At 40.7% G+C, this 14733-nt stretch carries 16 protein-coding genes and 1 tRNA gene; 7 read left to right on the forward strand and 10 right to left on the reverse strand.

Going from position 1 to position 14733, the window contains the following annotated elements; genetic code table 11:
* Positions 1-86: 86 nt before the first annotated feature.
* The gene (gene folE, locus Q1K78_RS10035) at positions 87-740 is read right to left on the reverse strand and encodes a GTP cyclohydrolase I FolE (protein WP_300177684.1); all 654 of its coding nucleotides are present in this window, start codon (positions 738-740) and stop codon (positions 87-89) included.
* A gap of 153 nt (positions 741-893) precedes the next feature.
* On the opposite strand from folE, the gene moeA reads away from it, so the two are divergent.
* The 6 genes from moeA to pstB all read left to right on the forward strand — a co-directional run bounded on the left by moeA (position 894) and on the right by pstB (position 6648).
* Positions 894-2138: a molybdopterin molybdotransferase MoeA gene (gene moeA / locus Q1K78_RS10040; RefSeq protein ID WP_300177784.1), complete on the forward strand. Its 1245-nt coding sequence runs from the start codon at positions 894-896 to the stop codon at positions 2136-2138.
* A gap of 11 nt (positions 2139-2149) precedes the next feature.
* Positions 2150-2899, forward strand: a complete 750-nt coding sequence (moeB, locus tag Q1K78_RS10045) for a molybdopterin-synthase adenylyltransferase MoeB (protein WP_300177687.1) — start codon at positions 2150-2152, stop codon at positions 2897-2899.
* Between the two features lie 240 nt (positions 2900-3139).
* Positions 3140-3961 (forward strand): phosphate ABC transporter substrate-binding protein, encoded by an 822-nt coding sequence (locus tag Q1K78_RS10050; protein WP_300177690.1) that lies wholly within the window; start codon positions 3140-3142, stop codon positions 3959-3961.
* A 78-nt stretch (positions 3962-4039) separates the two neighbouring features.
* Complete coding sequence (pstC, locus tag Q1K78_RS10055; RefSeq protein ID WP_300177693.1) at positions 4040-4966, forward strand: phosphate ABC transporter permease subunit PstC; 927 nt, start codon at positions 4040-4042, stop codon at positions 4964-4966.
* 4 nt (positions 4967-4970) lie between these two features.
* A complete protein-coding gene (gene pstA / locus Q1K78_RS10060) occupies positions 4971-5828 on the forward strand; it encodes a phosphate ABC transporter permease PstA (protein WP_300177696.1) in 858 nt (285 codons plus the stop codon).
* A 70-nt stretch (positions 5829-5898) separates the two neighbouring features.
* A complete protein-coding gene (gene pstB, locus Q1K78_RS10065) occupies positions 5899-6648 on the forward strand; it encodes a phosphate ABC transporter ATP-binding protein PstB (protein WP_300177699.1) in 750 nt (249 codons plus the stop codon).
* 84 nt (positions 6649-6732) lie between these two features.
* Here the strand turns inward: pstB and Q1K78_RS10070 are convergent.
* From Q1K78_RS10070 to Q1K78_RS10100, 7 genes are all read right to left on the reverse strand, one after another.
* Positions 6733-6820 (reverse strand) — tRNA-Ser (locus Q1K78_RS10070).
* A gap of 132 nt (positions 6821-6952) precedes the next feature.
* On the reverse strand, positions 6953-8173 hold the full coding sequence (locus tag Q1K78_RS10075) for a hypothetical protein (RefSeq protein ID WP_300177702.1): 1221 nt from the start codon (positions 8171-8173) through the stop codon (positions 6953-6955).
* Entirely contained in the window at positions 8173-8787 is a 615-nt protein-coding gene (locus tag Q1K78_RS10080) for an energy transducer TonB (RefSeq protein ID WP_300177705.1), read from the reverse strand. The genes Q1K78_RS10075 and Q1K78_RS10080 overlap by 1 nt, the downstream gene beginning before the upstream one ends.
* Entirely contained in the window at positions 8787-9191 is a 405-nt protein-coding gene (locus Q1K78_RS10085) for a biopolymer transporter ExbD (RefSeq protein ID WP_300177707.1), read from the reverse strand. The genes Q1K78_RS10080 and Q1K78_RS10085 overlap by 1 nt, the downstream gene beginning before the upstream one ends.
* Complete coding sequence (locus Q1K78_RS10090) at positions 9182-9718, reverse strand: MotA/TolQ/ExbB proton channel family protein (protein ID WP_300177710.1); 537 nt, start codon at positions 9716-9718, stop codon at positions 9182-9184. The genes Q1K78_RS10085 and Q1K78_RS10090 overlap by 10 nt, the downstream gene beginning before the upstream one ends.
* Positions 9702-11030: a MotA/TolQ/ExbB proton channel family protein gene (locus Q1K78_RS10095; RefSeq protein WP_300177713.1), complete on the reverse strand. Its 1329-nt coding sequence runs from the start codon at positions 11028-11030 to the stop codon at positions 9702-9704. Before Q1K78_RS10095 ends, Q1K78_RS10090 begins: the two co-directional genes overlap by 17 nt.
* On the reverse strand, positions 11030-11857 hold the full coding sequence (locus tag Q1K78_RS10100; RefSeq protein ID WP_300177716.1) for a DUF3450 domain-containing protein: 828 nt from the start codon (positions 11855-11857) through the stop codon (positions 11030-11032). The genes Q1K78_RS10095 and Q1K78_RS10100 overlap by 1 nt, the downstream gene beginning before the upstream one ends.
* A 251-nt stretch (positions 11858-12108) precedes the next feature.
* Here Q1K78_RS10100 and Q1K78_RS10105 point away from each other — a divergent pair, with 251 nt between their 5' ends.
* A complete protein-coding gene (locus tag Q1K78_RS10105; protein ID WP_300177719.1) occupies positions 12109-12699 on the forward strand; it encodes a UPF0149 family protein in 591 nt (196 codons plus the stop codon).
* A 98-nt stretch (positions 12700-12797) separates the two neighbouring features.
* On the opposite strand, the gene nadA is transcribed toward Q1K78_RS10105, so the two are convergent.
* Both nadA and ybgF read right to left on the reverse strand, forming a co-directional pair.
* A complete protein-coding gene (gene nadA, locus Q1K78_RS10110; RefSeq protein WP_300177722.1) occupies positions 12798-13847 on the reverse strand; it encodes a quinolinate synthase NadA in 1050 nt (349 codons plus the stop codon).
* A gap of 111 nt (positions 13848-13958) precedes the next feature.
* Positions 13959-14723 carry a tol-pal system protein YbgF gene (gene ybgF / locus Q1K78_RS10115; protein WP_300177725.1) on the reverse strand — a complete coding sequence of 255 codons (765 nt, stop codon included), beginning with the start codon at positions 14721-14723 and terminating at the stop codon, positions 13959-13961.
* Positions 14724-14733: the final 10 nt, after the last annotated feature.

Here is a 14733-nt window from a genome sequence, read left to right on the forward strand (position 1 = left end):
TAAGCCCCGTAAATTAGTATTAAACAAACAGAAAAAAGCCCGCCACTTAAATCATTAAGTAGCGGGCTTTTTAATACCATATTCTATTAACGAATACCGCTTAAAAACTCATGTCGTGTTGCTGGATTTCGCTTAAAAATACCACCAAGCGCAGTAGTTGTTGTACTGCTCGTTGCATCCATAACGCCGCGAGATTTAACACAATAATGCGTCGCTTCCATCGTTATCGCCACATCATCACTGCCAAGTAATGTTTGCAGTGCAACTAAAATCTGTTGAGTCATGCGCTCTTGAACTTGAGGGCGTTGCGCAAAGAAACGAACAATACGGTTAATCTTTGATAAGCCAATAATTTTTTGACGAGGAATATAAGCTACCGTTGCTTTACCATCAATCGTAACTAAATGATGCTCGCAAGTACTAGTAAGAGTAATGTCGTTAACTCGTACCATTTCATCACAGTTCATTTTATTATCAATTACAGTGATCTTTGGGAAGTTTGTATAATCTAAACCAGAAAAAATTTCATCTACGTACATTTTCGCAATTCGATGAGGTGTTTCTTCTAAACTATCATCAGTAAGATCGAGGCTTAATAACGTTAAGATTTCACGCATGTGTTCTTCTATACGTTCTTTTTTCTCTTCGCGACTAATTCCATTTTCCTTCATTGGCGTCTCAAGACCACGCGCAACGAGAGCGTCACGTACTAATATGGCTGATTCACTGAGTGATGACATCGTATACTCCAAATTCCATAATCAATTGAACTTCGCTAAGGATACCCGCTCTGTGACAGAAATACACCCTGATTTTACTAGGTCTATTAGATGTTATTAGGCAAAATATGGTAATGTTCTGTCATTATTACTATTAATCTAGAGAGTACCATGATGGATTGCTGCGCAACTCAAGGTTTGATCCCAGTAGAAACCGCTTTAGAGACCCTTTTATCTCAAGTTTCTCCTATTTCATCAACAAGCACATTAGCATTAGCTGACGCAATTGGCTTTGTATTGGCTGAAGACATTTGTTCACCAATCAATGTTCCTCCGTTTGCTAACTCTGCAATGGATGGTTATGCCGTTCGTATCTCTGATTTAGAACACTCTTTAACACTACCTCTAGCTGGTAAATCTTTTGCAGGCACTCCTTTTGAAGGTCAATGGCCAGAGAAAACAACCATTCGTATCATGACAGGCGCAAAAATCCCTGAAGGTTGCGATGCTGTCATTATGCAAGAACTGACGTCTGATTCAGAAGGTAACATTACCTTTGATCTTGCTTTAGCTGATGTTAAACCACAGACCAACATTCGCCCAATTGGTGACGATGTTGCTCAAGGTCAAACGGTGTTAGCAAAAGGTCACCGCTTAACGCCGCGTGATATTCCCTTGATTGCCTCGTTAGGCATTAATAATATTCCAGTAGTTAATAAACCAAAAGTGGCTTTCTTCTCGACAGGCGATGAGCTTAAACCACTAGGTCAGCCACTAGAAGATGGTCAGATCTATGACAGTAACCGCTATGGTATCAAAGTGCTCATCGAACGCTTTGGTTGTGAAGCCATTGATTTAGGCATCATTCCTGACTGTCCTGAAACACTAAAAGAAGTGTTCTTAAAAGCAGATAAAGAAGCGGATGTCGTTGTTACTTCGGGTGGCGTAAGCGTCGGTGAAGCAGATTATACAAAAGACATTCTAGATGAACTTGGCCAAATTGGTTTCTGGAAACTAGCAATAAAACCAGGTAAACCTTTCGCATTTGGTAATTTACCAGACTCTTATTTCTGTGGCTTACCGGGTAACCCTGTTTCTGCCATGCTAACCATGTACGTATTAGTACAACCAATGTTAGCGAAATTAGCAGGTCATACGCAGTGGGAAGCTCCAAAAGCGATTCCTGCCGTTGCAACGACTCTATTTAAAAAACGCCCAGGCCGTACTGATTACCAACGTGGTATTTACTCTATTAATGCTCAAGGTCAGTTTGAAGTAGCAACCACAGGCAACCAAGGCTCTGGCGCGTTTAGTTCAATGAGCATGGCTAACTGCTTTGTGGTACTAGAGCGAGAACGTGGCCGTGTTGAAGCCGGTGAAATGGTCACTATTGAATTGTTTAATTCCTCTCTATATTAAGAGTATTTTCAATGACTGAATTAACCGATCAAGAAATGCTACGTTATAACCGTCAAATCATTTTACGCAACTTTGATTTTGATGGCCAAGAACGCTTAAAAGAGAGCTCAATACTTATTATTGGTGCTGGAGGCTTAGGCTGTGCGTCAAGTCAATACCTAGCAGCCGCAGGGATAGGAAAGATCACTCTTGTCGATGACGATACCGTCGAGCTCTCTAACTTACAGCGTCAAGTGCTGCATTGTGATGAGACGATTGGTGAGAAAAAAGTCATCTCTGCAAAAATGGCATTAAATCGCATTAATCCTCATTGCCAGATTGATACGTTTGATAAGCGCTTATCTGATGATGAATTGCGTTCACTTATTGCAGATCATGATCTGGTTTTAGATGGTACAGACAACGTAGATACTCGTAATCAACTTAATCGTTTATGCTTTGAATCTAAAACACCGCTTGTATCTGGTGCCGCGATTCGAATGGAAGGTCAAGTAAGCGTTTATACTTATCAAGATAACGAGCCTTGCTATCAATGCCTAAGCAGTTTATTTGGTCAACAAGCACTTACCTGTGTAGAAGCGGGAGTAATGTCACCTGTTGTTGGGATCATTGGGGCAACCCAAGCGCTAGAAGCGATTAAAGTATTAGCGAATTATGGCCAACCATTAATCAGTAAATTACTTATGTTAGATGCACTTTCTATGAGTTGGCGTGAAATGAAGCTAGCAAAAATGCCTAATTGTTCTATTTGCAGCCACTAAAAACACGTTCATTTATTTAATAAAGGCGGTGACCCTAATAAGGTTCATCGCCTTTTTTTATTCTAAAAATAAAAATCTCTATTAAAAACAAATAGAAATAAAAAATGCGCTTAAGACACATTCTCACATTTTCCTTTTGTCATACACTTTTAAGAAAACTGAAATATTACTGTCACATAAATTTTCTAAAGTGGCTTCGTCAACTTAATCCGGCACGTATGCCTCATAAAGGAAATGAAAATGAAAAAGTCAGTTATCGGCGCACTAGCAATTCTGAGTTCAGTAGTAGCATTACCAACATCAGCGAAAGAAACTATTTCTGCCGTTGGTTCAAGCAGCGTGACCCCTCTTATGGAAGTGTTTTCTGAAACTTACATGAAGGAACATTCAAACGTATATATCGAAGTTCAAGGACCTGGCTCTTCAGCGGGTGTAAAGGCGGCAAAAAATGGATCTGCTGATTTAGGCATGTCATCACGTAACCTTAAATCATCAGAAAAAGAAGCAACATTAAAAGAGTTAGTGGTTGCACACGACGGTATTGCGGTTGTAGTTAACCCAAGCAATACACTTAAAGGCCTAACGTCAGAGCAAGTTACTGCTATCTATAAAGGCGAAGTAAAAAACTGGAAAGAAGTGGGCGGTGAAGACAAGCCAATCGTTGCTATCACGCGTGATACAGCCTCTGGTACTCGTGGCGCATTCGAAGATATCATGAGCCTTAAGAAAAAAATCTCAGGCATGACAGTATCGGCTATCTCTCAACGAGCTCAAGTTGCAAATGGTAACGGCGCGCTAAAAACAATGGTTGCAAGTAACCCATACGCAATTGGTTATATCTCTCTAGGCACCGTTGATAACTCTGTTCACGCCCTGGCTATTGATAACGTAGAACCAAGTGTTGCTGACATTAAAAATGGCACATACAAAGTATCTCGTCCTTTCCTTGTGTTATATCGTGAAGGCAAACCATCAGCAGAAGCACAAAAATTCCTAAACTGGATGACCGCTGAAACCGCTCAAAACCTAGTTGAAAAGAACGGCTACATCTCAGTGAACTAATTTCTACCTTTTTATTGCCTGACCTGCGAAGGTTAGGCATTTTTCCATTTCGAATTTTTCGGCATGTGAGTGTTTATTATGACCATCGCAATGAATAATCAAAATACACTAAATAAAGAAAAAGGCTCACTCAGCCCACTTAGAACAAAAAAGCGAGTCGATTGGAGAGAGCGTATCTTCCACGCTTTATTTCTAAGTTGTGCCGTGATTGGTACGCTTTCTCTAGCGACAATCGCCTACTTCATTATTAAAGAAAGTATCCCAGCATTTCAACAAGCTGGTGTTAGTGGCATTATTTTAGGACAAGATTGGTTACCACCAGCACTTTATGGCGTATTCACTATGATTGTAGCGTCTGTTGTGTCTACATTTGGCGCAGTGTTAGTCGGTGTACCTGTTGGGATCTTAACCGCCATCTTCATTGCTGAGATTGCCCCAAAACGTGTTGCAGACATTATTCGTCCTGCCGTTGAACTTCTTGCTGGCATTCCCTCTGTAGTTTATGGCTTCTTCGGGCTTGTTATCATTGTTCCTCTTATTCAAGACATATTCCAAGTACCCGCAGGTAACACTATTCTTGCAGGTATCATTGTACTCGGTGTAATGATTCTTCCTACGGTAATTACCGTCTCTGAAACCTCAATTAGAGCAGTACCAGCTACCTATAAAGAAGGTTCTTTAGCGCTTGGCGCTTCAAAAATATTCACTATTTTCCGCATTCTTCTTCCTGCCGCTCGTTCAGGCATCATGACCGGGGTTATCCTCGGTATCGCTCGTGCATTAGGTGAAACCATGGCAATCATCATGGTAATGGGGAACGCCCCTGCCATGCCTGAAGGTATTTTAGATTCAGCTCGTACATTAACCGCAAACATTGCCATTGAGATGTCCTATGCAAGTGGCATTCATGCCAGTGCTCTATATGCAACAGGTGTTGTTCTACTTGTGTTTATTATGTCTCTTAATGGCATTCTTCTTTATCTAAATCGTGAAACGGCGAAATAAGACAATGAATAAATTAAAAAAACAACGTCATATTAAAGATCAGATTGCCGCAGGATTTATTTGGCTATCCGCTTCGATTACAGTCGGTTTTCTGTTTTGGATCATGTGGTATATTTTATCAAATGGTTTACAACACGTAAGTTGGTCATTCATTACCGATGATTACACTCGCACTGGTGAAGAGCACGGTATTTTCCCAATGATCGTCGCCACCCTTTACATGGTACTCGCCTCTATCGCAGTTGCTGCTCCACTGGGGATAATGACGGCAATCTACTTAACTGAATACGCCAAGATTGGCAGTAAATTCGTTAAAGTTATCCGCTTCTGTACTGAATCTTTAGCAGGTATTCCATCTATTATCTTTGGTTTATTTGGTATGACTTTCTTTGTTGGGATTTTAGGGCTAGGTTTCTCTATCTTATCGGGTGCATTAACACTGAGTATCTTAATATTACCAGTGATTATTCGAACGACTGAAGAAGCGTTAATGGCTGTGCCTCAAACATTCCGTGAAGGTTCATATGGTTTAGGCGCATCAAAAATCTACACAATTTGGCGTTTGATCTTACCAAGCGCAATGCCTGGTATCATCACCTCGGTTATTCTAAGTATTGGTCGTGTTATTGGTGAATCTGCCCCAGTATTTTTAACCGCCGGCATGGTGGCACGTATTCCAGATTCATTGCTTGATTCAGGCCGCACGTTAACGGTTCATCTGTATAAGCTAACCACTGAATTGTTTACCATAGAAGAGTGGAATCAAGCCTACGCAACGGCGACAGTATTGATTGTCCTTGTATTAATAATTAACACGCTGACTAAGCTATTGGCTCGAAAAATCAATAAAGCGTCTTATTAATCAACTTATTCTTTATCACTTATTATTCACTGATTGCACGGTATAAGATGCGATCAGTAAGGAAACAACAATGAACAAATTTAATATTGAAAACCTAGATCTTTTTTACGGACAAAACCAAGCGCTTAAAAACATCAATCTGCCTATTCCTGCAAAACAAGTGACGGCACTGATTGGTCCTTCTGGCTGTGGTAAATCAACTCTACTACGTTGTTTGAACCGCATGAATGATTTAATTCCGAATGTAAAAATTACAGGTTTTGTTAGCTTAGATGATAACGACATTTACGGGAATATCGACGTGGCTGATTTACGAATCAAAGTCGGCATGGTTTTCCAAAAAGCCAACCCATTCCCAATGAGCATTTATGAAAATGTCGCGTATGGATTAAAAGCACAAGGCGTAAAAGATAAAAAAGTATTAGATGCCGTTGTTGAGAAATCACTGCGCAGTGCCGCCCTTTGGGATGAGGTAAAAGATCGCTTAAAATCTCACGCATTTGGCCTATCTGGTGGACAACAACAACGTTTGTGTATTGCTCGCACTATCGCAATGGAACCGGATGTTATCTTGATGGATGAGCCAACATCGGCATTGGATCCTATTGCAACCCACAAAATTGAAGAGTTAATGGAAACATTAAAGCAAGATTATACGATTGTTATCGTTACTCACTCTATGCAGCAAGCTCGTCGTATTTCAGACAAGACCGCTTTTTTCTTAATGGGCGAGTTAGTTGAGCACGATGATACGCAAGTTATTTTCTCAAACCCTAAAGATGACCGTACACAAGGCTATGTAAACGGTGATTTTGGTTGATTAATAATACCTCGTACTCTCCGCGGGTACTGAACAAGCTATAGATACGAAAAAACCCTAGCATTTCTGCTAGGGTTTCGAATGTGGTGGTGAGTGAGAGATTCGAACTCTCGGTACGTTGCCATACACACACTTTCCAGGCGTGCTCCTTCAGCCACTCGGACAACTCACCAAATCATTGTTCTTTCGAGACAACGAGCGCTAATTTAATGACTTAACACTCTACCGTCAAGGGGTTTCTTACATAACCTCAACTGTTTGCTTTATTTTTACACGTTTTGATGGTGTTATGAGCATAACTTCACTAAACCTTATGTATTAAATACGCTATCCAATCTTGAGCTTCATTTGATGGATACATTTCATTTAATCGTTTCGCTTGCGCCAATGCCTCATTATATCGATCCAACTTATAATAAAGTCGTATTTTCATTAATCCATACTCTGATGCACTAATAAAAGATTTGGCCTTCTCTATACTGACTAGCGCCTGCTTATACTCTTTTTGCTGCGACTGTAACTTAACTAATGACCAATAATGCTTAGCGTCTTTTTGGGCTGCTTGTCGCCATACACCGTCTGACTTCTCCCACTCTTTTGCCATTTGCCAATAGGTTGCTTGTCTAACCAATTCCAATTCACTCTTGGTGCTTGGGGAGTTGATGAACATTTCCTCCATCACCTTTGCGGCCTGCTCTGGTAATCGATTTTGACTATAAAGTTGAGATAAGGTTTTGTAATCTTGTACTTCAAATTGAATACCTTGTTGCTTTGCCAGTGAATAATTAACCAAGGCTTTGTCCGCTTTTTGTTGCTGTAACTGCGCAGCAATTAATTGATGCCACCAGATCTTTTGATTTGGTTCGAATACGATTAATGCTTGCGCGGTTTGCTCTGCTGACGACCAGCGAGTTAATTGCAACTCACTGACTAATTGAATTTTTAACTTCTGAATTTTCTCACTACGATCTTTTGGGCTAAATTGTCGAATATGAGTTAAGCAGGACTTCCACGCTCCTTGCTGGTAATAACTGTTTGCCAAACGTAAATGGAGTTCATTTTTACTCGTAGCGAGCTCTTTGTTCTGCTTATCGGTGCGAACAGGGTAATGACTAACTAAAAGATATTGATAATGCTCAATCGCTTTTGACCATTGATGATCTGAATAGTAAATATCTGCCAGCATTTTTTCAGTTTGCCACTGCGCTTGTTGTTCTAATGCATGCAAAGAAATAGCAGCAGATAATTGGGATATGGCTTTTTTAGGCTGTTCATTCTGCCAATAAAACACCCCTAAGACACGGGCGATATAAGCGCGATCATACGTGGCTGTTGGGGATAATTCAGCTAAAATAGAAATCGCTTCTGCTAATTCACCCTTTTGCTGTAGTTGGTTTGAATACTGAATTTTCTTAGTATTATAACTGCTTAGCGTTTTGGCTTGCACTTGGCCTATGACAAGTAAAAAGCTTATAATGAGCCCATAACCAATAAAGTGAAAGAGTGAGTAAAAATAAAGAGTCATTAGTTCAATCTATACTCCAATGTCACGGTTTGTCTCGGCTGAGTTATCGCCTTACCTTCCCTCAACTTAGGTTGATACTTCCACTGCCTTAATGCTTGAATCGCTGGACGAACAAATAGTCGACTTGGCTCCGCTTCAATACTCTCAATATCAACAGGTTGACCTTGCTCATCGATGGTAAAGCGTAAAATTACATACCCTTCCATTTTACGTTTTAGTGCTCGTGATGGGTATTTCGGTTCAACTCGATACAGAGGCATTGCTTGTTGGTTTTGTCCTAGCCCATCAAAAGAAGGCAGTGACACCGCCACGTTTAGCCCAATGTCTCCAACATCAATAGAAGGCATGGTGTTGTTTTCCAAAGGGGCTACGTTCGCCACACTTGATGACAGTGAACTTTTTGAAGAAGGTACACTTGGTGTTTTCGGTGGCTCGGGTAATTGACGAATACGTCGCTGACTCTCTGCATTCGGCTCTACCATCACTACATCAAATTGCAGTATCTCACTTGATACTGCCGCGTTTTTTGGTTGAATCGTCATCCACGCCATAAAACTAAACAAAGCCAACGTCATCACTATTGCCAGAAAAAAAGCCATCACACTTCGACGCATTATTTCGACTCCGTTGCCAACGCAATGCCTTCAATCCCAACACCTTTCGCTGCATCCATGACAGACACAACAGTGCCATTGTAAGCGTGTCTATCCGCTTGAATAACCAAATTAGCTTGAGGATTATCTAAATATAATGTCTCTAATACCGCTTCTACTCGCTCAATATCAACGTGTCGTTTATCGATAAATATTTGGTTATTAGCCGTAATTGCCACAAAAACCCCCGTCTCTTTTTGAGCTATAGAATTCGAGGCTTGTGGCCGATTTACTTCAACCCCAGATTCACGAACAAATGAGCTCGTGACAATGAAAAATATAAGCATGATAAACACAATATCAAGCATCGGTGTTAAATCAATACTGGCTTCTTCTTTCGCTTTAGTACGACGAATTATGCGCATTCGTCACTCCTTAATGCTTGCTCTAAACGGTATTCATGTCTAGTCATGACTTTTAATAATCGTGCATGAGCAAATAGTCCAACCAAGGCAGCAACCATCCCAGCCATGGTCGGTAAGGTTGCCATTGATATCCCAGAGGCCATTAACTTTGGATCACTGCTGCCTTGTTGTGCCATTAAATCAAATACCGTTATCATCCCTGTCACGGTTCCTAATAAACCAATCATTGGACATAAGTTGACTAATACCTTAATGAAACTTAGATTGCGATAAAGTTCATGCTGAGCAATTTGCATCAGGCCTTCCTTATGTGCAATGGCGTACCAAGATGAATGATCATCACGACATTGCCAATCTTGTATCCACTGTTTTTTATACTTTGGTAACGTGAAAGATAAAAACAATAATCGCTCAATCACTAAAAAACCACCAAAGAAAACAACCAACATTAGCCACCACAGCACACTGCCGCCTTGTGACATAAACTCACTAATGGTTGGGAAGTACTGATCAAATAATACGAGCATTATCACTCTCAGCCTTTGCAGCGACTAAACTCACACCTTGCTTTTCTAATGTGGCATTAATACTGTCTGCACGACTTGATAATAGGTTGTGCGCTAGCAATAATGGCATGGCTGCGACTAGACCTAATACCGTCGTCGTTAACGCCATCGATATTCCTCCGGCCATGACTTTTGGATCGCCATTACCAAATTGAGTGATCACTTGGAAGGTTTCAATCATACCTGTCACTGTGCCAAGTAACCCTAACATGGGTGCTAAAGCAGCAAGTAATTTAAGCATGGATAAACCCTTCTCTAATCCTTGTTGCTCATCCATAATCGCTTCCAGTAATCGCAATTCTAACGACTCTAGATTCTGTCCTTTTTCTTTGTCATAAACAGATAAAATTCGACCAAGAGGATTATTGCTCGGGGTTTCAGGAACCAATAATTGCTTGCTGATCTGCCATTGAATAGTCATCAGCACCACACCACGATACACCGTAATTATCAGTCCGATCAGCAATGATCCTAAAATGATCTGCCCTACGATCCCCGCTTGTTCAATGCGTTGAAGTAATGTTGGCTGTTCTGCATATTGTGTCAATAATCCACCACGAGTTACATCAATCAGCATTGAGTCTGACGTGAAATTCGCGCTATTAGTTGCATCATCTGGGTATCGTGAATATTGCTCAGCTTGTGCCTGTGAACGATCCCATTGCATATCACCACGATCAGAAAGCAGCGCCATATCACCAACTCGGATCATTCCCTCCTCAACGACTAATCCATCACCTTGTAGTCGATTCACCATCACAGAGGTAACCACTCTACTTTGTTCGATATAAGTTGCCATTGCATTGACATAATCAGAGAGCACTGCAATTGAAGGTAAAGTGTCCGTATTAGTTACGCGATCAAAAGGCGCTAAAGAGAGCCCTTCACTGCGCTGAATAACAGAGGACATGACGATTTGTTCCGTCGATTTAGCGCCTTGGCGAACCACTCCAAATAATTCACCTAAGCTGCCCGTTTCTATTTGTAGCTGTTTTTCCAACTCAGTTAATGCTTTTTCATTTTGACTAAAAGCAGAGCTGAGTTGCTGTGTCTCATTTTCTACTTGTTTAATGGAACGTTTTAACGCATTTAATTTTTTCTCTAACTCCACACGAGTTTGCTTGATGGTTTGTGTGCGTAATTTATCTTGCTCTAACTGTGTTACTTGGCTCTCTTTTGCTTTGTTATCTAATAAAGAAAGATCATCAGCGTGAACAAAAGAAGTCATACCAAACAGTGCTATTAGTATAATAAAAAGTAAACGGCTAAACATTAGTGGTCCCCCTTTTTATTGTTATCAATATGAGTATTTATAGACAAAGGCAATCGCAACAACTGAGGAGGCGTTTGTTTTTTTGCCATCAAAAAAGCATTGTCTAACGCGGGTAAATCCTTACTTAATAAGGAGTGCCACTTTTGCTGTTCTTGTTGCCAAATCCACGCTTGCTGCTTATCACGACTTCTTGATATCAATGTTATTCGACCAATATGCAGCTGTTGAACCACTCTTTGACTGCCGTCATCTAGCGTGATTGTTTGTTGGTAAGCCGCGATTTTATAGCCGTAATCCATTTCGATCTGAAACGCTTCAAGAATACGACGAAACTTTTCTGCATCCGAGATATCCGCACGAATAATTAAAGCATTCAATTGCTCTAAGCGTTCTGTTCGTGCCGTAAAACGAATGGGAAGATCGGTATGTAGGAGTCGGTCTAGTTCATCAAGCATATGATACATCAATGGAATAATGCCTTGGCGTGTCTCTTCTATTTGATCTCTTTGACGTTGAAGTTGCTGTATTTCTTTTTCTTGAGAAGAGACAATCTGAGTCAGGTGATTTCGATATAGCGTTAGGTTAGATAAAGAATCTGTTGCTTGTTCAATGTGGGTTTGCAGCTCTAAGACCTGCTGTGCTTCTTTATCAATATCCTGCTGAGTACGCTGAGATGAATGATTGGTTTTTGCTTCTATCACTTGAGCTTGAGTCAGTGAATTTGCGGACACTGCCGATATGCCAAGTAAACCAATTAAGCTGAGGATCAACATAGTTAAAAAATGTTTTTTCATAAGTCCATTATCTTGATAAATTTGCTTTGCCAAGAATAGCACTTTTGCTCAGAAGTGTTGACATATTCAGGCGTAAAAAAGCCAGCGATGATAGGCTGGCTCTAAATATTCAATAACGTATTAGCTCATGAATCTGAGATGTATACCCTAACACGTTGAACGCTTTCAGCATGTATCCAAGAAGTAACCGTAGAACCCCCCATCACGCATGAAATATATTTCATTTCAGACAAGGTGAAAGGTTCTTGATACAATAGAGAAAACTTGAATTGAATGAGAACATTATGTCTTTATCACTTACGGCGATTCTTTCAAACCCGGAATTAGAAAATAAACTGCTAACAGAAGCGCAAACTCAAGGTTTTGTTGCCGCGATGGCAGCAGCTCCAAACCTTATTAGCCCTAATGAATGGTTAGCTTTTTTATGGGGCGGCGAAGAAACCTCTCCTTTTACAACAGCAGAAGATCTTGAAGCTTATGCGAATGCGGTTGTTAATCTATGGAACGAATACCGCGAAGCCTTTCTTGCTGGTCAATGGCAGTGGCCTGAAGCGTGCCAACTTAATGATGAAGAGATTGTAACAGAGCAAACTCGCCAGTTTTCTGAAGGTTTATTACAAGGTTGGCAGTTAACTCGTGATGATTGGGAAACCCTAATGCCTGAAGAGAGTGAAAATAACGCTCTACTTGGTGGCGTGCTACTTTCAATCAGTATGCTTTTTGATCCTGAAACGGCATTAAACACATTGAAAGAACAAGGCATCGAAGGCTTAGGTGAATTTGTTGAAATCTACAAAGCGGTTCCTATGATGCTTTGTGGTTTAACTATGCGCGGTTATGAGCTTGCAGAAGCAGAAGCGAACGGAGAAGTATAGTACCCATTCCAAAGAGAAATACTAATTGCTACAAAAATGGCGACCGCATTGGTCGCCATTTTTATTTTAATTAATTAAAGAACACTTAACTTTATAGATTATTTACGTGCGTTTAGTTGCTCAGCAAAATCTAACATACGATTTAATGGAATAAGTGATTTTACGCGGATCTCTTCATCTACGAAGATCTCATGCTCTGCACCACCTTCATTTAAGGCTTTCTCGATAGCTACTAGACCATTCATCGCCATCCAAGGGCAATGCGCACAACTACGGCACGTTGCGCCTGCTCCTGCTGTTGGAGCTTCTAACAATTCTTTCTCTGGTACCATTTGTTGCATCTTAAAGAAGATGCCTTTATCGGTTGCCACAATCATTTTTTGTTGCGGTAATTCTTTGGCTGCTTTAATTAATTGGCTTGTAGAACCAACAGCGTCTGCTAATTCAACCACGCTTGCTGGAGACTCTGGATGAACTAATACCGCAGCATCTGGGTGAAGCGCTTTTGCATCTTTTAATGCTTTTGCCGAGAACTCATCATGGACAATACATTCGCCCTGCCATAACAGCATGTCTGCGCCTGTTTTATTTGCAATGTACGAACCTAAATGGCGATCTGGGCCCCAGATGATTTTTTTATCTTCATCATCTAAGTGCTCTACAATCTCTAACGCAATACTTGATGTTACGACCCAGTCAGCACGAGCTTTAACTGCGGCTGATGTATTCGCATACACAACAACAGTATGATCAGGGTGAGCATCACAAAATTCTGTAAATTTATCCGCAGGGCAACCAAGATCTAATGAGCATTCAGCGTCTAACGTTGGCATTAATATGGTTTTTTCAGGCGTTAAGATTTTGGCTGACTCGCCCATGAAACGTACACCAGCAATAACCAATGTTTTCGCTTCATGACGATTACCAAACTTAGCCATTTCTAATGAATCACCAACAAAGCCACCCGTTTCTTCAGCTAATGCTTGAATTTCGGGATCGGTATAGTAGTGAGCAATTAGTACCGCATTTTTATCATTCAGTAACTGCTTAATTTTAGCTATGTACTGTACTTTTTCATCAGCACTTAGCTTCGTAGGTTTTGGTGGAAAAGGATATATTGTGTCGACGTGATCTAAAATATGGCCCATTGCTCAGCTCATTAATTTTTAAAAATAATCTAAGCATTATACCCCTTATGGCATTAGCGGCAAGGCAGTGGCAATAAAAAAGGAGCTCATAAGCTCCTTTTTACATTGGATTTATAACGACTTCAACTGCTTATCCGCTGTTTTAGCGGTAGTACTATCAGGGTACTCTTTAAGTACTTTTTGATAGTATTTAGTTGCAGCTGCTTTGTTATTGTTTCGTTTAGCAAGCTCACCTAATTTCAATAACGCATCTGCGCGTTTATTAGAGTCAGAGTAACTTACTACTTTTGTAAAACTCTTAGCCGCTTCAATATCGTTCTTTTGCGCAAAATAAAGCTGACCTAGCCAATAATGTGCATTCGAGTTGTAGACCGAATCAGGATAAGCAGCAACAAAATCTTGGAATGCTTTGGTTGCACCCGCGTAATCTTTTTTCTTTAAGATTAAGTCGACTGCATTTTGATAAGCTTCATTTTCATTGGTATCAGAAGCATAAGCACCAGAGGCACTGTCAGTCGATTCTGTCGGCACTACGACAGGTACTGGCTTTGCTGTTCTCAGTGTATCGATTTCAATGTATAACTGACGTTGGCGCTCTAGCATTTGTTCAAGTTCGTAACTATTACGCTCAACCGTGCCACGCATTTCTGATAGTTCTTCAGATAAACCATCGAGTTGCTGCTGAAGTTGAAGTTGAATTTTATTACGGCTTTGAATTAAGCGCTCTAAACGCTCAAGACTTGAGGAAGATGCTGGAGCAGAAGAAGTTGACGTCGCATTTAAATCGGTGACTGGAGCAGGAGCGGCGACCACAAAGGTCGCCGCACTCGCCAGCAACGTAAGCGGAATAATTCGCTTAAGGTTACTGTATTTCATATAAGTCTGC

The sequence above is a fragment of the uncultured Aliivibrio sp. genome (assembly GCF_946479765.1).
Classification (GTDB): Bacteria; Pseudomonadota; Gammaproteobacteria; order Enterobacterales; family Vibrionaceae; genus Aliivibrio.